Origin of the sequence: Polymorphospora sp. NPDC051019 (assembly GCF_040683055.1) — a bacterium.
In the GTDB taxonomy this organism is placed as follows: Bacteria; Actinomycetota; Actinomycetes; order Mycobacteriales; family Micromonosporaceae; genus Polymorphospora; species Polymorphospora lycopeni.
Window position 1 is genome coordinate 79,162 of sequence record NZ_JBFBCH010000004.1, and the last position, 20,935, is coordinate 100,096.

The 20,935-nt window shown below is 69.1% G+C and carries 19 protein-coding genes and 1 CRISPR repeat array; of the genes, 9 read left to right on the top strand and 10 right to left on the bottom strand.

The features are described from left to right. Window positions 1–61: 61 nt before the first annotated feature. A CRISPR array of direct repeats spans window positions 62–1,113; the repeat unit is 36 nt; unit sequence GCCGCAGCTCCTCCGGGAGCTGCCCTTCATTGAGGC. A 90-nt stretch (window positions 1,114–1,203) separates the two neighbouring features. The 4 genes from AB0M79_RS09520 to AB0M79_RS09535 form a co-directional block, all read right to left on the bottom strand. Further along, on the bottom strand, window positions 1,204–2,664 hold the full coding sequence (locus AB0M79_RS09520) for a site-specific integrase (protein ID WP_364210161.1): 1,461 nt from the start codon (window positions 2,662–2,664) through the stop codon (window positions 1,204–1,206). Window positions 2,665–2,978: 314 nt separating this feature from the next. Further along, a complete protein-coding gene (locus AB0M79_RS09525) occupies window positions 2,979–3,269 on the bottom strand; it encodes a DNA-binding protein (protein WP_364210164.1) in 291 nt (96 codons plus the stop codon). 95 nt (window positions 3,270–3,364) lie between these two features. Continuing rightward, on the bottom strand, window positions 3,365–4,270 hold the full coding sequence (locus tag AB0M79_RS09530) for a replication-relaxation family protein (protein ID WP_364210167.1): 906 nt from the start codon (window positions 4,268–4,270) through the stop codon (window positions 3,365–3,367). Window positions 4,271–6,059: 1,789 nt separating this feature from the next. Further along, complete coding sequence (locus AB0M79_RS09535; protein ID WP_364210170.1) at window positions 6,060–7,082, bottom strand: hypothetical protein; 1,023 nt, start codon at window positions 7,080–7,082, stop codon at window positions 6,060–6,062. Between the two features lie 271 nt (window positions 7,083–7,353). Here AB0M79_RS09535 and AB0M79_RS09540 point away from each other — a divergent pair, with 271 nt between their 5' ends. Continuing rightward, window positions 7,354–7,824 carry a hypothetical protein gene (locus tag AB0M79_RS09540; RefSeq protein ID WP_364210173.1) on the top strand — a complete coding sequence of 157 codons (471 nt, stop codon included), beginning with the start codon at window positions 7,354–7,356 and terminating at the stop codon, window positions 7,822–7,824. Window positions 7,825–7,970: 146 nt separating this feature from the next. Here the strand turns inward: AB0M79_RS09540 and AB0M79_RS09545 are convergent, their stop codons facing one another. Then, the gene (locus AB0M79_RS09545) at window positions 7,971–8,516 is read right to left on the bottom strand and encodes a hypothetical protein (RefSeq protein WP_364210176.1); all 546 of its coding nucleotides are present in this window, start codon (window positions 8,514–8,516) and stop codon (window positions 7,971–7,973) included. A gap of 35 nt (window positions 8,517–8,551) precedes the next feature. Continuing rightward, entirely contained in the window at window positions 8,552–8,983 is a 432-nt protein-coding gene (locus tag AB0M79_RS09550) for a hypothetical protein (protein ID WP_364210179.1), read from the bottom strand. 190 nt (window positions 8,984–9,173) lie between these two features. On the opposite strand from AB0M79_RS09550, the gene AB0M79_RS09555 reads away from it, so the two are divergent. From AB0M79_RS09555 to AB0M79_RS09570, 4 genes are all read left to right on the top strand, one after another. Then, window positions 9,174–9,482, top strand: a complete 309-nt coding sequence (locus AB0M79_RS09555; RefSeq protein ID WP_364210954.1) for a transposase — start codon at window positions 9,174–9,176, stop codon at window positions 9,480–9,482. A gap of 202 nt (window positions 9,483–9,684) precedes the next feature. Further along, entirely contained in the window at window positions 9,685–10,581 is an 897-nt protein-coding gene (locus AB0M79_RS09560; protein WP_364210182.1) for a hypothetical protein, read from the top strand. 518 nt (window positions 10,582–11,099) lie between these two features. Next, the gene (locus AB0M79_RS09565) at window positions 11,100–11,327 is read left to right on the top strand and encodes a hypothetical protein (protein ID WP_364210185.1); all 228 of its coding nucleotides are present in this window, start codon (window positions 11,100–11,102) and stop codon (window positions 11,325–11,327) included. Window positions 11,328–11,691: 364 nt separating this feature from the next. Next, on the top strand, window positions 11,692–12,165 hold the full coding sequence (locus tag AB0M79_RS09570) for a GNAT family N-acetyltransferase (RefSeq protein ID WP_364210188.1): 474 nt from the start codon (window positions 11,692–11,694) through the stop codon (window positions 12,163–12,165). Between the two features lie 35 nt (window positions 12,166–12,200). Here the strand turns inward: AB0M79_RS09570 and AB0M79_RS09575 are convergent, their stop codons facing one another. Further along, window positions 12,201–12,761 (bottom strand): NUDIX hydrolase, encoded by a 561-nt coding sequence (locus AB0M79_RS09575; RefSeq protein WP_364210191.1) that lies wholly within the window; start codon window positions 12,759–12,761, stop codon window positions 12,201–12,203. A 161-nt stretch (window positions 12,762–12,922) separates the two neighbouring features. Between AB0M79_RS09575 and AB0M79_RS09580 the strand changes: the two genes are divergently transcribed. Next, complete coding sequence (locus tag AB0M79_RS09580; protein ID WP_364210194.1) at window positions 12,923–14,179, top strand: helix-turn-helix transcriptional regulator; 1,257 nt, start codon at window positions 12,923–12,925, stop codon at window positions 14,177–14,179. Here AB0M79_RS09580 and AB0M79_RS09585 read toward each other — a convergent pair. Next, window positions 14,169–14,816, bottom strand: coding sequence for an HAD family hydrolase (locus tag AB0M79_RS09585; protein WP_364210197.1), 648 nt, complete (start codon window positions 14,814–14,816; stop codon window positions 14,169–14,171). The two genes, AB0M79_RS09580 and AB0M79_RS09585, sit on opposite strands and share 11 nt — an antisense overlap. Before the next feature lie 122 nt (window positions 14,817–14,938). Here AB0M79_RS09585 and AB0M79_RS09590 point away from each other — a divergent pair, with 122 nt between their 5' ends. Further along, window positions 14,939–16,327 carry a helix-turn-helix transcriptional regulator gene (locus tag AB0M79_RS09590; RefSeq protein WP_364210200.1) on the top strand — a complete coding sequence of 463 codons (1,389 nt, stop codon included), beginning with the start codon at window positions 14,939–14,941 and terminating at the stop codon, window positions 16,325–16,327. Here the strand turns inward: AB0M79_RS09590 and AB0M79_RS09595 are convergent. Beyond that, a complete protein-coding gene (locus AB0M79_RS09595; protein ID WP_364210203.1) occupies window positions 16,296–18,071 on the bottom strand; it encodes a prolyl oligopeptidase family serine peptidase in 1,776 nt (591 codons plus the stop codon). The genes AB0M79_RS09590 and AB0M79_RS09595 overlap by 32 nt on opposite strands. 173 nt (window positions 18,072–18,244) lie before the next feature. Between AB0M79_RS09595 and AB0M79_RS09600 the strand changes: the two genes are divergently transcribed. Next, window positions 18,245–19,588, top strand: coding sequence for a Scr1 family TA system antitoxin-like transcriptional regulator (locus tag AB0M79_RS09600; RefSeq protein ID WP_364210206.1), 1,344 nt, complete (start codon window positions 18,245–18,247; stop codon window positions 19,586–19,588). Between the two features lie 202 nt (window positions 19,589–19,790). Here the strand turns inward: AB0M79_RS09600 and AB0M79_RS09605 are convergent, their stop codons facing one another. Then, complete coding sequence (locus tag AB0M79_RS09605; RefSeq protein WP_364210209.1) at window positions 19,791–20,177, bottom strand: hypothetical protein; 387 nt, start codon at window positions 20,175–20,177, stop codon at window positions 19,791–19,793. Between the two features lie 122 nt (window positions 20,178–20,299). On the opposite strand from AB0M79_RS09605, the gene AB0M79_RS09610 reads away from it, so the two are divergent. Continuing rightward, entirely contained in the window at window positions 20,300–20,479 is a 180-nt protein-coding gene (locus AB0M79_RS09610) for a hypothetical protein (RefSeq protein ID WP_364210212.1), read from the top strand. Window positions 20,480–20,935: the final 456 nt, after the last annotated feature.

Sequence of the window (20,935 nt, forward strand, 5' to 3'; positions counted from 1 at the left end):
CCTCCGGGAGCTGCCCTTCATTGAGGCGTGCCGGGGCTGGTGTCCCACTTGGGGGGCTCGGGCCGCAGCTCCTCCGGGAGCTGCCCTTCATTGAGGCGTGCCGGGGCTGGTGTCCCACTTGGGGGGCTCGGGCCGCAGCTCCTCCGGGAGCTGCCCTTCATTGAGGCGGGCTTGGTGCTGGTTTCGACGATCACTGTTCCTCCTGCCGCAGCTCCTCCGGGAGCTGCCCTTCATTGAGGCAGGCGGGACACGGAGCGGACGTCGAGGACGGTGCGGAGGCCGCAGCTCCTCCGGGAGCTGCCCTTCATTGAGGCGACGAGCGGACCATCCAGCGCGCCCAGGCGCGCGCCGCAGCTCCTCCGGGAGCTGCCCTTCATTGAGGCGGGCGCGCCGGCGCCGACCCCGACGATCACTGGGGGCCGCAGCTCCTCCGGGAGCTGCCCTTCATTGAGGCCAGTTGGCCATCGGCCCTCCAGGTGGGTGTGGTGCCCGGCCGCAGCTCCTCCGGGAGCTGCCCTTCATTGAGGCGGCGTGAGGTACCGGGGGGCGTTCAGCGCGGTACGCCGCAGCTCCTCCGGGAGCTGCCCTTCATTGAGGCGTTGTCATCACGCCCGGCCGCGAATCGGGGCTCTATTCGGCCGCAGCTCCTCCGGGAGCTGCCCTTCATTGAGGCGAGCGGATCGCCGCGTTCGCTGGTTGACGTTGTTGCTGGGCCGCAGCTCCTCCGGGAGCTGCCCTTCATTGAGGCAACGTGGTCCGCGAGGTGTCCAACGACGCGTTCAAGGCCGCAGCTCCTCCGGGAGCTGCCCTTCATTGAGGCCCGACCGCGATCGACGCGAAGGTGATCGCGATCGTGCCGCAGCTCCTCCGGGAGCTGCCCTTCATTGAGGCATTCGGCCGCCGAGGGACCGGCGGCCGAGACGGACGTCGCCGCAGCTCCTCCGGGAGCTGCCCTTCATTGAGGCTGCGCCCGCCAGGACGCGCGGAATCGTTCGACCGCCGGCCGCAGCTCCTCCGGGAGCTGCCCTTCATTGAGGCACGGACAGCGCGTCGTCGCGGCGTACGACGGTTTGCCGGGCCGCAGCTCCTCCGGGAGCTGTTCCTATGGAGGCTGGTGGCCGCTGGGGACGGTTCCGACCGGGCAGACACGGTCGCAGCTCTCGGGAGCTGTCCCCGGCTGCCCGGATATCGTCAAGGTTTCCTCTATGCGATTTTGCGGCGTTTTTGGTTGATTCGTTGGGCGACTTTGTCGGCGGCTTGGTGGTGGAGTTCTTTGGTGACGCTTTGGTAGGTGTCGCGGGTGAGTGTGGTGGTGGTGTGTCCGAGTTGTTCTGATACGACTTTGATGTCGATGCCGGCGTCGAGGGCGATGGTGGCGGCGCCGTGTCGGAGGTCGTGGAGGCGGATGGGTGGTAGTCCGGCTTTTCGGGTGAGTTTGCGGAAGCGTTGGGTGACGAGGTTGGGGTGCCAGGGGTGTCCGTTGGGGCGTACGAAGAATAGGCCGGTGTCGGGCCAGTCGGGTCCGGCTTTGAGGCGTTGGGTGTTGCGGCGGGCGCGGTAGGCGGTCATGACGGCGGTGGTGTCGGTGTCGAGGGTGAGGTCGCGGTTGCCGGCTTTGCTTTTGGGGGGTTTCTGTCGGGCGAGGTGGCCGTAGGTGGCGATCTGGTTGTTGATGGTGACCTCTCGTTTGTCGAGTCGGACTTCGGAGTCGCGTAGGCCGCAGGCTTCGCCGCGGCGGGGGCCGCGGTAGGCGAGGAAGTGGAACAGGGGGTGTAGGTCGGGGTCGTGTTCGGCGGCGTAGTCGAGGAACTGGACGAGGAGTTCGTCGGTCCAGACCATGACGGGGCCGGGGATGTGGCCGGTGGTTTGCCAGTGGGCGACGCGTTCGGGTTCCCAGACGATGGGGTGTGCGCGGTGGCCTCGGGTCTTGACGAGGGTGGCGGGGTTGGCGACGCCGACGATGATCTCTTCGGCGAGGGCGTCGTTGATGGCCTTGCGTAGGGAGGCGCGGATGCGTTGGCGGGTCGCGGGGCCGCAGGGGCGGATGCCCTTCACACTGGCCCGGATTTTCGGGTCGGGGCTGGTCTTGGCGGCGGTGATCTCGTTGGCGCGTTGTTCGATGGCGGTGAACATGTTCTTGATGTGGTGGGGTCGGAGCTTGTCGAGGGGGATGTGGCCGAGGTGGGGGATGAGGTGGTTGCGGGCGTGGGATTCGTAGCTGCGGACGGTGTTCTCGTCGACTTGTAGGCCGGTGAGCCATTGGGTGAGGTACTCGGCGACGGTGGGGGCGTCGGCGAGGGAGCCGCCGGCGCGGAGGCGTCTGCGGATCTCGTCGGGGTCGGGTAGGGCTTGGCGGTTGTGGGCGATGGTTTGGAGCATGTCGCCGATTTCGGTGCCGCGTTCGCGGTCGCGGTTGGCGAGGGAGATGAGGGTGCGGGCCTGGTCGAGTTCGTCGGCGGCGTCGGTGCGGGTGCGGAAGCCGCCTCGGCGCAGTTGCCGGCGGCGTTTGTCGGTGGTTGGTGGGAGTTCGATCTGGTAGTGCCAGTGGCCGTGGTCGGCGCTCCAGGTGCCGTTGGTGCGGCGGAGTTTGGGGCAGGTGACGCCGATGAGTTTGCCGTTGGTGTCGCGGCAGCTGCAGCGTTTGGTCAGTGAGCCGTCGGGCATCGGTCGGGTTTCTCCTCGTACGAGATTTGTTGGTGTGCTCGTGGTGGGCGGCGGATTTGTCGATCGATATGGACGCGTGCCTTCCGGTCAAGGTCAAGTCGTCGGCCGGTGCGCCCGCTGCCAGGCCGGGCGGCGCGCCTCGGCTACGGGCGCCGGGGCTGGGTGGTGGTCGGGGAGCCTGGCAGCGGCGTGCTGGCGCGACCCGGGCCGCATCGGCCGGTCCGGATAGGCCGGTGCCGCCGGGGGTGGAGACAGGACCGCCGCCCGGCGCGGGGCGCGGGCGGCGGTCGACGGGGTCCGGCGGGTCGGGGTTGTCAGGGGCTGGGTTCGGGTTGTGGGCCCTTTGTGGGCGGGTGTTGGGGTGTGGTGGGGGTGAGGCCGAGGGTGGTCAGGATCGGGGCGGTGGGGACGCGGTAGTGGGTGCCGGCGCGGATGACGGGTACGGGGAAGGTGTTGGTTTTGACGAGGCGGTAGGCGGTGGCGAGGGAGAGGTTGAAGATGTGGGCGGCGGTTGCCAGGTCGGTGCTGACGCCGAGGGCGTGGATCTTGTCGGCGGTCCAGACCTGGCCGGTGTCGCTGCTGGTACGTCGTCGTCGGGCGTTCATGAATCGGGCTCCAAGCTGTCTGAATGGGTATGCGTAGGCCGAGGGCCCGCCGTCCCCTGGGCGGGGACGGCGGGCCCTCGGCGGTGTGCTGGGGTTCAGGCGTTGGGGTCGGTGTCTTGGTCGGGTTCGTAGGCGGGGTCCTGTAGGTGGGGTAGGGCTTCGGCGAGTTCGGCGAGGGTGAGTAGGCCGTCGTGGCCGTGGAGCCACCACAGGCGGCCGGCGGGGTTGAGGCCGGCCTGGGTGGCGTGGTCGCGGCTGGCGGTGGCCACGGGTACGTAGCGGGTTTCGTCGCCGAGGTGTTGGTGGAGGTGGTGGGCGCGTTTGGCGGAGTGGAGCCAGAACAGGACGGGCCATCTGGGGCCGCGGTAGTCGACGAGGCGGAGGTAGCCGCGGAGTTTGCGGTGTAGTTCGGTCAGGGGTTCGGTGCCGGTGTCGTGTTCGAGGAAGAACGGGACGCGGTGGTTGCCGGCTCGCCAGATGCCGTGGCCGTCGGGGTGGATCGGGGCGGGGTAGGCGCGGAGGTCGAAGTTGGCGTGTGGGTTGGGGAAGCTGTCGGGTTCGCGGCATCTGGCCTCCGACCACCAGCGGGCGAGGGCGTGGTGGGGGTGGGTGCGGGCGTGGCCGGCGAGGTCGGTGAAGAACTGGTTGACGCCGAGCCGGTGGGCCAGGACGGGGGCGACGGTCCAGCGGCGGCGTCTGGCCCTGGTGTGGCTGGGGCGTGGTGCCGGTTGGTCGCGTTGGGCGGCGATGATCTCGGCGCCGAGTTGGTCGAGGACGTAGTGGTAGGGGTAGGTGCCGCCGTCGGTCTTCAACGGTCGGAAGCGGTCGATGACGCCGATGGTGCGTAGGCGGTGGAGGCGGCGTTGGGCGAAGTCCAGGGACGGGAACAGGGCGTGGGCGATCTGGGGTGTGGTCATGACGCCGTGGTCGGCGAGCCAGCCGAGCAGGGTGTGGTCGCGGGCGGTCAGGGTGGATTGCGCACGTAGGACGTGGTCGGACACGGGGTTCCTCTTCTTCTTCGTGTGTGGATGCGGGGGTAGGGGAGAGACCGGGAAGGTCTCTCTGAGCTGGGCGGGAATCTGCCGGCAGCGGCGTGTGCGGCACTGACAGAGACCGGACGGGTCCGTTTGCGGGTCGGTCTCAAGACCGACGCACACACGTGGGCGGACACCGACGACGACACCGACACCGCAACGGGAACCGCCGACATCTGTCACGAGCCGCCGGCCACGGACCCGGCCACCTATGGCCAGGACCAGCCGGTCAGCCGCGGCGCTGGCACCGCGGTGGTACGGGCACGCGGCGGAGCGCCGGCCATCGGGCCATCCGGCGGTGCCGTCCGTGCGGCGCCGGCTCGTAGCCAGTCCGCTGTCGCCGGCGTCGTGTGGAGGGGAGCCACTTGTCCGGCGGGGACCGTGCTCATCTACCAAACCGCAGTTTGTGAGCCCTGGCGAACACTTGCCGGACTCACAAGCGCTCACAACCGCAGACCGTCGGAGGACCGGCTGTCGTGGACGGTACCTCTCGGATCTGTCAGCGACCCGCCGCACCGCAACCACGGCCGGCACGACGAGCCTGCCGTCGGTGGCGAAGCCGTGACGTGGCCGCTGTCCGCCGGAACGAGACCGTGTTGACGGACATCGGTCGAGGCGGCGGCGGCATCGGCCCGGCGCCGTGCCTCGGACACCGGTGACAGGCACCTCTGACACGGGGCCTCGACCTCTGCCAAAAGCGGTCGGCGCCGTTGACACCGGATGTCCGGGGACCCGTGCCATCGGCGTCCGTCCCTTGACACGGCGTCCCGGGGACCGGAATGGCAGAGGGTGTGTCCGGGGTGCCGCCTGCCGTGTACGGCTCGCGCCCACGTCGACTGCCGCGCCCAAGGACACCACGCCCGCCGTGCGGTCCGACAGCGGCGCCGCCCTGGCGAAGGCCTGCTCACAGCCTTACCGAGGTCCGGCCTCGGACCGCCGCCACCGTCCGCCCTGCGCTACGCCAGGCGGTGGCAGAGGCACTGTGAAATGTCCAGGGGGCCGGGCGTGACCGCCCATGACAGCCGCCGTCGATGTCATGGGCGAGGTCGAGGCCGCTGGCATCGCCGGCCGCCTGTGACACGAACATGTCAACGGCGCCCCTGCCACCATGCCGATCAGGGACGCCGCTGACGCGGGACAGATCGGCGAACCGTGGACGATGACCGGTGCCGGGCGACGGTGTGGAACCCTCGACGGCCGGCCGCCGCGTCCGGCCGGACCCCGATGGCCCGGCGTCGATGCGGCCCGCTTGTCCCGCATCTACCAATCGGCGTTTGTCAGACGTAGCGAACGCCTGCCGATCTGACACGATCTGACAGCCCTCGGACTCTCAACGCCCCGCCACCCACTGACAGATGCGGAGCGTAACTGTCAGCGATCCAGTGAATCTGACAGAGCAGCTCACGTCGCTACCGTCAAGTTCGGATCTGCGCGTGACCGTTACTGATGGTAGTGCTCGCGGGTCCTGGTTCAGGATCGCGCGTACCCGCGGTCGTCGCGGCGACCGATCTGACAGAGCGCCGTCGACTCCCGCTGTCAGATCCGGCCGCCCCACCGCCCCGGGCGCCAGCAGGCGATGAGCGCGGCCAGACCTGCGCCGAGAATGCGAACAATCCGGACGAGATCGCGATCGAGCGGCCCTGACAGACGGTGTCAGATCGGCAGGCGTTCGCCACGTCTGACAAACGCCGATTGGTAGGTAGGAGACGACCGGCTACCAGCTGGGCATCCTGCTCGGTGTCGTCGGCTCGCGGTGTCAGAACGGAAAGCGGTACGGCCCGTGGCTCACGCGGTGGTAGATCTTGCGCAGCCACGGCTGGCGGACCTCGGGTAGTCGCGCCAACGTGTCGAGGAACGCGACCGCGTCCGGGTGGAACGCCTGACGTGGCAGCGGTGGTGGCGGGTCGTCTCGGCGGGCGTCGTCGGGCATCGTTCCGGCGCCGGGGACGGGTCTGCGGTCGTGGTGGAACGCCGTGTGGGCCCAGACGTCCCATTGCAGCGGCACCATGTCCGCCGAACCGGACGGTGTCCAGGGTTCGCCGGTCTGTGGGTGTTGTGGGACGAGGGCGATGTCGGCGGTGACGGCGGGCAGGCCCGGTCCGGCCAGGGTGAGCGTCCGGGCCGTCGGTCCGGGCGGGAGCAGGGCGTCGAGAGTCCGGCGGAAGGTCTCGGCGACCAGGCCGTCAGGGACCGTCACCCGGGCACCGGCTGAAACGACCAGCAGCCGGGCCATGGCCACCGCGACGGCGGCCTCCCACAACGGGTTCCACTGTCCGTCGGGCTCGACCGGCTGAACACCGGGACGTTCCGCGCGCAGTGCGTCCCAGCCGACCGTCCGGTGCGGGGAGGCGTCGCCGTCGACGCGGTGCACGGCGTCTGGGTCCAGCCACACCGCCTGCCACAGCGAGCAGTCGTCGACACGGGTCGCCACCGGCCGTCCACACCGCGTGCACGCCAGGTTGGGGCCGTCCCGGCCGTCCAACCCGCAGCAGTTACCGCCCGCCGGCCCCGGAATGAGGACGGTCCCGCGTACGTCGCCCGGCGCCACCACGACAGCCCCACGCGGCCCGCACGACAGCGCGAAAACCGGTGCGTACACCCCGTGGGCCTCCGCCTCGACCGCACCGAACTCGTCCCAGCGCCGCCACGGCGGTCCGAAAGGGTCGGGATCCACCGCGTACGTCCCAGGCTCCATCAGCACACCCAGCAACAACCCGTTGCCGACCTGCTGATGGGCCTGGACAGGAAACGCCACCCGCGACACCGGCACGGTCAGCACGGAACCGCACCCCGTACACGCGAACACCGCCATCCGACCTCCCGGCACCACACCGGAACCTACTCCGCGATACGCCCACGTCCGCAACGCGGGAACGGGAAAGCCAGGTACGCATCACGCCGAATCGAGCAGTGGTCAGGAACGGCCGGCCAGGACGACTTGATCTCCGGCAAAAGGTGAGCGTCCATCGTCCTGGTCGACGTCGAACCCGCCCGTACCCCGAGGGCTTCCGCGGCGACCGACCGCACCCGTCACCAGCCGGAGGTCGAACATGCCCACCACGCATCCCGCACACGACCAGGTCGAGGACGTACCAGCGGACGTCACCGATGTACTGCTCTGGCGCATGGCCGCCAAGGTCATCGCCGTCCACCAGCCCCAGCCCGAACGGCCGACCCGCTGTGCGAGCCTGCTCTGCACCGGACAGCACTACCCCTGCCTGCCCGTACGCGCCGCCCGCCGCGCCCAGCAGGTCGCCCGTCGCCGACCGGCGGGAGCATCTGAGACGCTGGCACGAGTCGGTGACGCCGGCGCGGCGACCAGAGGTTCCACCGCCCGCCCGGCGCGTCAGGGGTTCGCCGACTGGTACACCGCCACCCGAACCGCGATCAACTCCGGGCGGATGGTGTCGGCACCATGGGCACCGCGTACGCACCCGGTCGTGGACAGGCGGGCAGTCGGGCGGGCGCTGGTGTCGGGTCGTGGACGTCCGCCGTTGGTCGCGTCGGGCATCGGTACTTGAACGCAAACCCTCCTGGCCAGCGGAGAGTTGGCCGCTGGTTCGGCTGAGCTGGGCGGCATGACCTGCCGGGGATGTCCCGCATTGCCAGCGAGCCCCGAGGAGTCCACCCGGCGGGTGGCGCTGCCGAAGCGAGTTTCAGGAGGCGGTCACGCGTCGTGACAGCGTTGCCGTGCCGCGTCCAGATCGGCGTGGCCGTCGGGGAACGTCCTGCCGGCTCGGCACATGGCGGCCCAGAACCTCGGATTGTCCGCCCAGCGTATGGTGCCCAGACGCTCCAATCGAAGGAACGCCTCGGCCAGGCGTCCCGTCCGCAGGTCACGAAGGCAGCCGGCCGCGAAGCCGCTGGGAATTCCGCTGATCGTGGTGAGCACGGCGTTCAACTGCGCAACAATCTCTTGTTCGTCCTCGTCGAGGACCGCGTCGGGCTCGAAGTAGCCACCCACGGCCAGTAGATACGCGGTATCGCCCTCCTCACCAGGTTCGAGGATCTCCCACAAACCCTCGAACTGCTCAAGGCAGCTCTCGGCGTCCGCCCGCGACGAGCCGGCGGCGACGCACACCGCGATGGCCGCGTCCGGCGGCGCCGCCTCTTCGGCAACAAGCTCGAGGAAGACGGCGGGCGCATCGTCCCCTGCTGCCAGTCGGGCACGGGCGAACGCCACCAGCGACTCTTCGCCCGGCCGCGTCGTCACCTCACCATCATGTCCCGGCGCAGGCAGCCGCCCAATCATCGGGGGTCGTCGGTCTGCCAGGGATGGAGGAACTGTTCGGGCCGCAGACTCCATGCTTCGAGGGCCGCGACGAGTCGGGCTTCTCCGGCAACGGTCGTGGCCCGGACGAGGACCGCGCCGATGTCGTGGTCGAAGCCGTCGAGCTGGCCGGCGTCGTAGTCCCAGTGCTCCAGCCTGAACGTACGGTCACGATCGGACCGGGTCCAGCCCTGCCGCCGCGCGTCGGAGTCGGACTCGGCCATCACGGGCCGGATTTCGACGAATGCCCGCCGGCCTGGTCCGCCGCCGGGTACCTCGGCCACCAGACGTCGGCCGAGGCGCAACGCGGTCAGCTTCTCCGAGGGCCAACGTGGCCGCCCGCCATCCATGATCATACGAAAACCTTCCCCGGCAGGCGTCGACCGCGACAGCCCTGCGGCGTTCAGCATCCATGACGTCCACCAACGACCTCACCGGGCGACATCACCCGGAATGGCAGATGCGTAACCGCCTGACTCGCTCCGCCGCCCGCATGCCCGCCAAGCACGTCGACCGCCTCGTTGACACCATCCAAGCCCTGCCCGCCAAGCTCGCGCCCCGATCCTGACCGCGTGGAACGCGAAGGAAGACCTGCTCGACCTGCTCGCGACCGCCCGCACCCAGCCGAACCGGGAACACGCCCACCGGCTACTGCACCACTTCTACGCTCGCTGCGCCGCCTCCGACCTGTCCAAACTGCACCGGCTCGGTACCACGATCAAGACCTGGTGGCCGCAGATCCACGCGTTCCTGACCACCGGAATCACCAACGCCGGGTCGGAAGGCACCAACCGGGTCATCAAGACCGTCGCCCGCGACGCCTACGGATTCCGGAATCCCGAGAACCAGCGGCTACGTACCCGCACCGCCACCACCCGCCGCCACCGCGGACACCTCAACCCCGCTTAACTTCGGAGAGCCTCTATGCGCCAGTTGTACGGCGATTGTACGGGCCACACCGTACTGTTCTGCTGTCCAGACTGGCCCATCGGGGAGCACTCCGTGCGCCCTGGGTGCGCGGCAACGCACGACGCCCAAGCGGGACCGTGTATCCACACCCCGCGCGCGGCGACCCTCGCCCCACAGTCGTACTACTGGAGGACCTTGCCTCATGCGTAAAACCATCGTGGCCGCCGCGACGGCGCTGAGCGTTGTCGCGACCGGTCTCGCCGTGGCTGGAGTCGTCGTGCCCGCCGGGCCGGCGGCTGCCGCGCTCAGTGACGTTCCCGCGGACTGTAGCGTCTCCACGGCGGCGTACCGTTCCGATGGGCAGCGTCTCAGCTACGTGTACTCCGACAGGACGACCAGCACCAAGGCCTACGCCAACGACAACCTTGGCTGGGTGCCGTCGGCGCATCAGCAGATCGGTGCCTCTGGTGACGACACCAGCTTCCGTAGCACCGAGTACGCCGCCCATCCGACCGACGGCTGGCTCTACAAGGTGAGCCGCCAGGGCGAGTTGGTCGACGGCACCTGGAGAGTCACGGCGATCACCGCCAGCCGCTTCAAGAACGGGTTCGCCGATACCCGCATCCTCGCATCAGCGTCGCCGTACCTCTACCGCGTGGCGGGCACTTCGCTCTACCGCTACACCGAGACCTACGTGGACGACGTGTTCACGCTCTCCGCGCCGGTGAGGCTGACCACCACCGGCTGGGACGCGGTCAACACACTGACCTACGAGCGCAGCGGCGGAACGGGCAGCGCCGCCGTGGACGTGCTGATCGGTACCAAGGCCAACGGGGAGCTCAAGGAGTGGCGAGTCAACCGAGCCACCCCGACAACGATCACCTCGAAGGTACTGCGGGCGAGCGGCTGGGGACCCTTCACCAGCCTCAGCACGGGCTACTGTGACGCGCACCCCAACGGCCGGCCGCTGCTCGGGATCACCGCCGCCGGTTCGGCCTCCGTGCACTTCGACGCCCTGAAGACGGACGGAGTCGGCACGGACATCAAGGGTGGCTCCCTCGGCTCGCTCGGCTGGGCCGCGAAAGCCTACGGTCAGTAGCGGGAGGACCTCCGTGAGTCCGTCCGAGACTAGCTGTACTCGGACGGACTCGTCCGAACTCACGACGGCGCCGTGCCGACGATCCTGACCCGGGATTGTCGGCACGGCGCCGTTGTGAGTTCGAGTGAAACGCCGTCCAACACTTTCAGAACGCCGTCCAACACCTTCAGTCCGTGTGCCGCGACACGCTACGTAGCCACGGGTGATCAGCGACCGGAAGGCGGCCCGGACGTTGGCATCGGTCGCGGTGACGTACACCTCGGACGGCGGCCCGGCCATCCGACCTCCCGGCCCCACACCGGAACTTACTCCGCGAGACGCGCACGTCCGCAACGCGGGAGCGGGAAAGCCAGGTACGCGCCACACCGAATCGAGCAGTGGTCAGGAACGGCCGGCCAGGACGACTTGATCTCCCGGCAAAAGGTGAGCGTCGATCGTCGTGGTCGACGTCGAACCCGTCCGTGCGCCCAGGGCTTCTGCGGCGATCGATCGCACCCGTCACCAGCAGGAGGTCGAAAATGCCCGTCGCGCATCCCGCTCAAAATCAGGTCGAGGACGTACCAGCCGACGTCACCGACGTGCTGCTCTGGCGCATGGCCGCCAAGGTCATCGCCGCCCACCAACCCCAGCCCGAACGATCGACCCGCTGTACGAGCCTGCTCTGCATCGGACAGCACTACCCTGCCTACCCGTACGCACCGCACGCCGCGCCCAGCAGATCCCCCGCCGCCGTCCACCCGCAGTAGCGGAAACGCCGAATGCGGTGGCACGCCGCCGCGGCGCGGCGCCGGTAAGCAGCCGGCCCGATGGGCGCCCGCCGCGCCAGGGCTTCGCCGCCTGGTACGACGCCACCTGTATCGCTATCAGCTTGGGTCGGATCACACCGAGGCTGCGGAGCCCGCACCCGCCCACCCGCCGGTACGCGCAGGCGATGGGGCGGTCACCGGTGCCAGATCTGAGCCCTGCGCCGCCGGTCGTACCGGCGCTGGGTTTCGGTGCATGATGACCCGACCTACTCTCGGCGCTGCCCGACACGAGACGCTCATGGAAGTTTCGGTGGCGTAGCCGCTGTCGGCTTACCACCTGCGACCCCCTACAAGGAGCACCGGTTTGCAGATCAGGATGCTCGATACTGAGCTGATTCCACAGGTCATGGCTGTAATGGCGAAGGGCGTGCCATTCATTCGGGTACGAACCGAGTCCGATTACTGGCTTTACGCGACCCTGTTCGCTTCCACGTGCCCGGTAGCCCTGGCTGAAGGGGAGGTCGTCGGCGCGGTGATCGCGATGCGCAGTCAGGAGACGCCGCAGGACGTCTATATCCAGGACGTGATCACGCATCCACATCTCCGTCGTCAGGGGGTCGCCGGCATGCTCATCGCCAGCCTGACTGAGCGTGCGGCGGCGTGGGGATGCCAGCGCGTCTGGCTGACATCCGAACCCGACAACGATGCTGCGCACGCCTCCTGGATCGCACTCGGCTTTCGCAACCGTCCCGGCGACCGTACCGAGCACGGTGTCGAGGTCGTCAACGACTTCAAGGGTCCGGGCAAGGATCGAGCGGTCTACCAGCTCGACATCTAAACAGCTGTCCCTCGATCTTCGGTCTGGGATGAGTCCTAAAGACGTCCGGTCGCCTTCCGGAGCAGGACTGCCAGGAGGCCCGTCACTGAACCGGCACCGACGATCCGCCCTTCGTCGATGTGCCGGGGGATGTCGGTGAGCGGAATCCAATCGAGGCGTTCTGCCTCATTTGCATCCGGCGCCGATCCGGTTGGATCGGCGCCGCGCGAGAGGTAGACGGTGTTGGTCTGGTCGATGGTCCCAACCATGGGCTGGACGGTAATCAGTGGTTCGATGGTGCGTGGTCGCCAGCCCGTTTCCTCTTCGACCTCCCGAGCGGCGCAGACGGCTGGATCTTCGTCCGCGTCGAGGTAGCCGCCGGGCAGTTCCCATACCCAGCGGTCCAGGACGAACCGATGTCGCCACATCATCAGCACGTGATCGTCGTGGAGCACGACGACCATCGCGGCGGGTGGTACCCGGAAAACGTACTGCTCGAAGCGGACGCCGTCAGGTAGCTCCACGTCCGCGATGCTGAGCACGGCGCGGCGGCTGTCGTCGACCACGCGCTCGCTGTGGAGAATCCACTCGCTACCTCGCCGCGCATCGGTGCTCATGGGTACAACCCTAAGTGCTCTCGGAACTCTGCTGGCGGCGTTGGGCAGCGGAATGTGTGGAGTCCAGGCAATGGCGAATGGTAGTAGTGTCGAAACCGCCGTCCGGATCATGATGGGCTGGCGCGGACGTAGAAACAGAGTTAATCGGAATTGAGGCGACCGTGGGCCAGAAGCCTCGGCAACTGCAGCCGGCGCTGTCGGCGGGACACCTGTTCGGCGCCCGTCTGCGGCAACGCCGGGCCGATGCCGGGTTGTCGCAACAAAAGCTCGGACGCCTGGTCCATATCAGCGGCGACCTCATCGGCAAAATAGAAAAGGGTGAACGTAGGGCCAATCGAGATCTCGCCCGGCGCTGTGACAGCGCCCTCGGCTGTGCCGGCGCCCTCCTTCAGCTGTGGGACAGAGTCGAGGCGGAGGAACGGGGAGTACGGTCGCCTACCGGTGCGATCGAACGCGAGACGGTGCTGTCCTGTCTGCCGGCCCTGCGCCGGGTGCTGGACGCCTACGATCTGCCCGACGACGGTCCGGCACCCACTTCGGACGAAGTACGGCGAGGGGTGGGCCGGCTGGTCGCGATGCGGTTGTCCTCGCAGTACGTGGGGCTTGCCCAGGAACTTCCCGAGACGCTTCAGTCCTACCTGCGTGCCTACCATTCGGCCGTCGGTCAGTCCCGGGCCGAGCTGGCTCGCCATCTCACCCAGGCGTTCCGGGCCGCCGACGCGATAGCGGACAAGTTCGGGATGTACGACCTCTCCGCACGGATCATCGGGATGATCGGTCAGGTCGCGGCCGAGTCCGGTGACGAGCCGACCATCGCGGCGGCGGCATATGTCCGGGCGGAGGTCTTCTTCGCAAACCAGGATTGGCAGGTCGGCCGCCGGATGCTGGAGCAGGCAGCGGCATACCTGCCCTCAGGTGACGGCCCGATGGCGGCGTCCTACGGGGCCCTGCAGATGCGGGCGGCGGTGCTCGCGGCGCGTGCCGGTCGGCCGGACCAGGCCGGGGAGCACATCGCGGAAGCGACCGCCGCCGCCGCCGCGCGTACCGCGGAGGGGGTCTACGCCGGCACCGCCTTCGGACCGGACTCCGTACGGATTCACCACGTCACCCTTGCCGTGGACGCGGGCGACCCCGCGGAGGCACTGCGCCTGGCCGCCGGCTGGGTGCCCCCTCTGCACGTACCGCCGGAACGTCGCTCGCATTTCTTCGTGGATCTTGCCGATGCGCAGGTGCGCTGTGGCCGCCATGAGGAGGCCCTGACGACGTTGCAGACGGCACGGCGGGTCGCGCCCCAGCACGTGCGCTACCACCCACAGGTCCAGGCGACCGTGCGGACGCTCGTCCAGCAGGCAACGGTTTCGTCCGCGCTCGGTGAGCTGTCGCGGTGGACAGGCGTCGCATCTGGGATCAGGGCGTAGAGGCCAGTACGGCCGGCAGCTCCGTGAGCGAGTCCACCACCCAGTCCGCCGTCTGGCGTACCAGTGCATCGTCGGCCCACAGGTGGCCCCACGGCCCACGGCGGATCAAGACAGTGCGAAAGCCCGCCGCGTGCGCCGGGACTAGGTCGTTGTCGCGATGGTCGCCGACGTAGACGATCTCGTGCCGCTCGCCGGGGGCAAGTTCGGCGACCCGGTCGAAGAACAGTGGATCAGGTTTGGCCACGTTCCACTCGCCCGAGGTCGCGATCGCGTCGACCGGCAGGTTCAGCCGCCGCAGGAGAAGGGCGGCCCGCGCGGTCTGGTTGCCGGCGATGCCGACCCACAGGCCGGCAGCCCGGAGGGCGGACAGCGCCGGCAGCACATCGGGGTACAGGTCCGACACCTCGATCTGTTCGCCTCGCCCGGCGGCCTCCCGCCGCTCGCGTTCCACCGCGAGATCGAAACCTGGCCGGAAGTACGGGAACGTCTCGGCGTTGTTGCGCCCCTGGGCGGTGACGGCGCCCAGTACGGCCGAGAAGGTATGGCGAGGCACACCGATCCAGTCCGCCCAGGCGTGGAACTCCCGGGTGTCGTCGAGCAGCGTCTCGCCGACGTCGAAGACCACAGACCTGATCACCGGCCGTCCTTCCATCTACGCCAGACGGCACGGTAGCCCGTAACCATCGGCTTTGGATAGAAGGTTCCAACAGGACTCGAGATCGTTCGCGGCGCGAGCGACGAAGACCATCCCGGCGGCTGATGCGGACACCGACGCTGTCCGCATGGCAGATGCTCGACCCGTCCATAGGTTCGATGTTCGATCGAAATTGCATGTTGAAGCCAAGGTGCGATTTCGAGACGGTGGTAGTGGTGGGCCAGATGCCGAAGGAGTTGGAACCGGCCAGGTCTGTGCTGCACTTCTTCGGCGCGGAGGTTCGACGGCTGCGCCAGTCGGCCGGTATGTCGCAGGCCGACCTCGGGATGGCGCTGTTCGTGCACCGGGATCTGGTGCGCAAGATCGAGGGCGCGGAGCGGATGCCGTCGGAGGAACTGGTCGATCGTTGTGACCAGGTGCTCGGTGCCGGTGGTGCGCTGCGCGGCTTGTGGCCGTTGCTGAGCCGCGAGCATCGGCTGCGGCTGGCTCGCGGGCCTGCTTCAGGAGCGGAGTTTCGCTCGGAGTTGATGGACCGGCCGGTACTGGACTGGCTGCTGTCCGGCTGGCCGGACACCCGGCGTACCGGCGGGGGCGATGTCGAGGTCCGAGCGGCCGACAAGTTGCGGCATCTGCGTGGGGTCGACCATGTCCGAGGCGCGGGCGAGACCTATCCGCAGGTGGCCGACGTGCTCGGGCAGGACCTGGATGTGCTGGTCGCCGGGGCACCACTGGTTGCCGCCGGTTTTCTGGAGCTGGCCGGGTATGAGGCCGTCGACCTGGGCGCCGACGGTCTTGCGTTGCGGCACTACCTGCGGGCGTTGGAGATCGTGACCGGTTGCGGTGACCGTCTGTACGGCGGTTACCTGGTCGCCGTGAGCCTGGCTCATCTCGCGCTGCACTGCGGTGATGCCGGACAGGCCGCCCGGCTAGCGGCTGCCGGGCTGCACGGCGTAGCGGGGGAGGCCGGTCCCGGTGTCCGGGCCGCGTTCCGGACGGTTCTTGCCCGTGCGCATGCCCGCCGTGGTGACGGGGCTGCCTGCGCCGCCGCTCTGTTGCAGGTCGAGGCCGACCTGTCGCGTCGCGTTCCCGACGACGAGCCGGCGTGGATCTCCTACTTCGGCGAGGCCGACCTGGCTGATGAGAAGGCGCACTGCTTCTTCGACCTCGGCCTGCACGAGCTGGCGCAGCGGGAAGCCGGTCGGGCGGTGGCCCTACTGGGCCCGGGGCGGGCGCGGCGGCTGGCGATCGACACCGCGCTGCACGCCGCCTCGCTCGCCCGTGCCGGGCAGGTCGAGCAGGCCTGCGCCGTCGCCCGCGAAGCCGTCGACCACGCCGTCGGCGTGGCGTCGTTCCGCAGCTCGCAGCGGATCGTGCTGATGATGGCCGAACTACAGCCGTACGCGGGACTGCCCATGGTGCGGGACCTGATCGAGTACACACGGCTTCGGCTGCCGCCGCCGGTCAGCCTGGCGCGGGGAGCCCGGCCTGCCTGAGTACGGCGTGGTAGGCGTCGAGTTCGGCCTGTAACGCGGCGGCCAGCGCGGCCGGTGGCGACAGGTAGTGCCCGACGCCGTCGAGTCGGAGCATTCCGGCCAGCAGGTGCCGGCGTTCGAGGGCGGCGGCGAGGGTCGTGGCGTCGTCGACGGGGGCGACGTCGTCGCGGTCGCCGTGGATCAGCAGCACGGGCCGTCGTACCTGGTCGGAGGTGACGGCGGCGTGGTCGTGAGTCAGGATCGCCGCGTGCGGCTGCTGGAACCGTGGCGCGGTCGTCTTCCACCGATTCGGGTCCACGATCGCAGACCGGGCCACCGCCATGGTGAACGGCCCGTCCTCGCATGCGGCGCGCAGCGCGGTGTACCCGCCGGCACTGGCACCGGAGATGAACACCGCCTGCGGCAGGGCCCGGCCGGTGGCCAGCAGGTGTTCGGCGACGTTGCGGCAGTCCGCCACGTCGAGGCGTCCCCAGTTGCCGTCCAGGGCCTTGCGGAACTGGCGTCCGTAGCCGGTACTGCCGCGGTAGTCGACATCGGCAACCGCGAAGCCGCGGCTGGTGAAGAACTGCACCTCCCAGTCCAGCCGGAGATCGCTGTGGTGCGTCGGCCCGGAGTGCGGCCTGACGATCAACGGTGCCGGCCCGTGGCCGGTCGTCGGCGGGTAGAACAGCACGGTCACCTCGACACCGGCGGAGGCGACCCGCAGCACCTGCGGCACCGACACCTCCGCATGGCCGTCGAGGGGGCCGCGCCGGACCACCTCCAGGCGATCCGAGCCGTCGGTGGCGACCAGCGCCACCTCCTGCGGTCGCGTCGGCGACGCACCGATCAACGCGATCCGGTCACCGACGGCGGCGAGGTACGGCTTCACCGAGGTGTACGGCAGCGAGAGAATCCTGATACTCCCGTCCGGCTCCACCACGACCAGCCGGTGCTCTGGTCCATGCTGGACCGTCATCCCGATCCGGCCGGCGGGCAGCAGCACGTAGTTGGCGTAGCCGGACTCCCACGGTGCCGCCGCACACTCGGCCGGCATCGGCGCCACCGCCTCGGGCCGACCGCCGTACCAGCGGCAGAGGTTCCACCAGCCTGACCGGTCGGACAGGAAGAACAGCGACCCGTCGGCTGCCCACCGGGGCTGGACCGCCGACTCGGATGGCCCACCGGCGACCAGCACCGGCACACCGACCACCCCACCCGGTACGTGGTCGACGACCCAGATCTGGCTGGAGTCCCACGGCATCACGTCCCGGTCCCACGATGTCCAGGCCAGCCTGCCCGCCCCCGATTCCGGGGAGGCGAAGAACCCATCCGTCGCCCGCAACACCGTCGCCACGCCGGTGCCCGGGTCGATCGCGACCAGTTCGTCTCCGCCGTCGTCCTCGCGTACGCACAGCAACTCGCCACCGGACCAGGCCAGGTCACCGTAGATATGGGCGGTACGGGTCGCCGCCGTACCGGCCGTGACCTGCCCGGTCGCGGCATCGACCACCACGACCTCACCCGACGGCAGCACCACGTACGGCCGGCCGCCGTACGCGTGCAGGCCGCTGCCCACGCCGGCAGTGGTGACGCGACGCGTCTGGGGAACGGACGTACCTCGGGCCTGTTCCCAGCCCATGACCACGGCCCGGCCGACCTCGGCAGACGACTCCACCCAGTACAGGCCGTCACCAGCGGCCGTCAGCCAGTCGTACGACGCGCCCGCCCGAGCCGCCTCGTCCGCGGTAGGCGCCCAGCTCACACGGTCCCCATCGTTCACGCGCCGACCACCCCTCAACCGCCCGCCTCGATCAAAACACGCGGCGACCGCCAACCGCGACCAGCCGGCCGCCCCGGCGACGGATGCGGACAGCCGCCCTGTCCGCCCCGAACATCTGGCCTTCACCCCGTCACGGGGGCGTGAATGGAACCACGGTGAACGGCACCCGCTTCACCTCGACCATCGACCCGTCCGCTCTCGGGAGTGTCATGCCGTACAAGCAGCCGCCGACCAGCCTGCGGGCACTGTGGCTGGGCGAGCAGATGCGCCGCCTGCGCAAGGACCGGCGGATCACCCTCAAGGGCGCCGCCCGGCACCTGCGGCTCAACCACTCCGCCCTGGCCCGGTTCGAACGAGGCCAGTGGCCGTTCCTTGCCGGCCGGGTCGCGACCCTGCTCGACGTCTACCAGGTCACCGACCCCAAAGGCCGCACCGTGCTGCTGCGCCTCGACGCCGAGGTCGACCGCCGTAACGCGTGGGAGGCCGATCCCGACGACCTGCACCATCCCGAACCCGACCACGAACCAAAACCGGCCGATCAGGAGAACAACCGTATGCCGTTCCAGGAACGCCACCAGCCGACCGTGCGTGGCCAGTGGCTCGCCGAACAACTCCGCCAGCTACGCCTCGACCGCTCCCTGACCCTGCAGCAGGTCGCCGAACGCCTCCCACTCGACTGGAGCAGCCTGGGCCGGTTCGAACGCGGCGAGATCAAGCCCAAGTACGACGACGTCGCCGCGCTACTCGACGTCTACCACGTCTTCGACGACCGGCAGCGCGACGTACTGCTCTCCCTCGCCCTGGACGCCCGCCACGGCAGCCACTGGGACGTCGACTTCGGCGACGAACTGCCCTACCGCCCCTACGTCAACCTCGCCTGGCTCGAAACCCGCGCCACCGCCATCCGCTACTACGCCACCACCCGCATCCCCGACCTCCTCCAAACCCCCGAGTACGCCGCCCGCCTCATCCAAACCCAGATGGGCATCCACCAACCCACCCCCGAACACCGAGCCGCCGTCGCCGCCCTCAACACCCGGAAACAGGCGTTCCGCGACGGCACCAACCGCCTGTCCGCCGTGATCACCGAGACCGCACTACGAAACCAGGTCGGCGACAGCCACCTGATGGACCAGCAGATCAACCACCTGCACAAACTCGCCCGCCATCCCCGCTACACCATCAACGTCCTGCCCGACGGGCACGAGATCACCGCCCGCTACGACACCCCGTTCACCGTCTTCGACATGCCCGACCCCTACCCACCCGTCGCCGTCACCCAGAGCCTCGCCGGCCGCCTCTACCTCGAACACCCCCGCAGCCTGCGCTTCACCGTCGCCCACGACCACCTCCAAGCCGCGGCCCAAACCCACACCAGCCACCAACTTCACACCATCCAACAGCAGACGACGGCGGAAGCAGCCGCGTCCGGAAGCCGAACCGCCAGCGGCCACGAACCCGCCCCCACCGCCCGGCAATCCTTGAGCGTCAAGCCGTGAAGGGGTCCCGTCCAGTACGCCCAAGGCCGCCGACGTCTTCACGCCGATGATCGCGTCTGCGCCCGAGTCTGGGATCGCGACAAGGTTGGGGCGATAGCGATAGAGGCTAGCCGATATTGGCGTTTACCTTGGCTGGATCGACGGAGAGGTGGGACTCGTGCTCCCGGTCCGATCGGGGCAGGTTTCCGTGGCGAGGGGTGGTCTACGTGTCCGCCCACGGATCTCCGTTCAACGTCAGGTTGTCGCGCCATCCTCGATCGGACTCCGGATTGCCGCCGGGGGTGTCGGGCAGCCAGGTGTGGTCGTAGCCGATGCTGTCCCAGCAGCTACGCATCCACGCCCTGCGTGGCGCGGATGCCGTCCGCCACGCCGACTCCAGGCCCTCGTGGATGCGGGACCGGCGCGAGGGATCGAGCCACGCCGGGAGGTTGTGGCAAAGGTCGGACAGGATCCACGCCCGGTGCATCCGATGCCGTTCGGGCACGTCGTCGCGCAGCGGCGCGAGTTCGTGCCGGATCAGCAGCATGGCCTCCCGAAGCAGGCACGCCACCGCCTCCTCCGTCGCCTCCTGCGTCGGTCGATCCACCATCAGTCCTCCTGTATTGGTTCGGTTGACTCACGCACTCGTACGCGATCCGCCATGGCCTCCGGAGCCGATGGCGGGCAGGTGCGGCACCGGCATACCTACTCAGGACGCGGGGAGGCGATCGCATGAGGGTGACCTGGGCCTACGACTGTGGGGACCACCGGGACACCCGCGAGGTCGACATCACCGACCCGACAGCACTTGACCGTCTGCTCCGGCAGGTTCACGAGCGAGACGAACCCGTCGTGGTCACCATCTACGACGAGGCCGCCGACGACGCCGACGACCTGCCACCCGGCGTTTAGGTCGGCCTGGGTTTCGCCACCCACGCCTTCATCGTCCACATCACCGACGATGGCGGTTACGACACCGACCCCGACGTTCCCGCGCCAGCCACCGCGATCTCCTTCGACCTCGGCGGAGTGCCCACCGAGTACCCCGCAGAGTATCTCCGTCTCCGCCCCGAAACCGCGATCCAGAAGGCGGTCGCATTCTTGCGAGCCGGAGGTAGCCCGCCAGCGCCGGCACCCACCTGAGCCTGCCGACGCTCGAATCGACGATCACCTCCCCGTCACTGCCATGCCCCTGGATCTCCGGGCTCCGGACGAGATCGGAACTGGCTGGAGGCGGTGGCGGACATCGTGTGGTCGTGGATCAGTCAACTCGGTATCGTCCGCGAGTGTCCCGGACCCTGGACGAGCTGATGCACTCCCTGCGCCCCGCCGTGGATCGCGGCGGGGACGTGGTCGCTCTGATCGACG

Coding starts and splice junctions, on each gene's coding strand:
- AB0M79_RS09520 (WP_364210161.1), bottom strand. CDS start 2,664: ATGCCCGACGGCTCACTGACCAAACGCTGCAGCTGCCGCGACACCAAC.
- AB0M79_RS09525 (WP_364210164.1), bottom strand. CDS start 3,269: ATGAACGCCCGACGACGACGTACCAGCAGCGACACCGGCCAGGTCTGG.
- AB0M79_RS09540 (WP_364210173.1), top strand. CDS start 7,354: ATGCCCACCACGCATCCCGCACACGACCAGGTCGAGGACGTACCAGCG.
- AB0M79_RS09550 (WP_364210179.1), bottom strand. CDS start 8,983: ATGCTGAACGCCGCAGGGCTGTCGCGGTCGACGCCTGCCGGGGAAGGT.
- AB0M79_RS09560 (WP_364210182.1), top strand. CDS start 9,685: ATGCGTAAAACCATCGTGGCCGCCGCGACGGCGCTGAGCGTTGTCGCG.
- AB0M79_RS09565 (WP_364210185.1), top strand. CDS start 11,100: ATGCCCGTCGCGCATCCCGCTCAAAATCAGGTCGAGGACGTACCAGCC.
- AB0M79_RS09575 (WP_364210191.1), bottom strand. CDS start 12,761: ATGAGCACCGATGCGCGGCGAGGTAGCGAGTGGATTCTCCACAGCGAG.
- AB0M79_RS09590 (WP_364210200.1), top strand. CDS start 14,939: ATGCGGACACCGACGCTGTCCGCATGGCAGATGCTCGACCCGTCCATA.
- AB0M79_RS09605 (WP_364210209.1), bottom strand. CDS start 20,177: ATGGTGGATCGACCGACGCAGGAGGCGACGGAGGAGGCGGTGGCGTGC.
- AB0M79_RS09610 (WP_364210212.1), top strand. CDS start 20,300: ATGAGGGTGACCTGGGCCTACGACTGTGGGGACCACCGGGACACCCGC.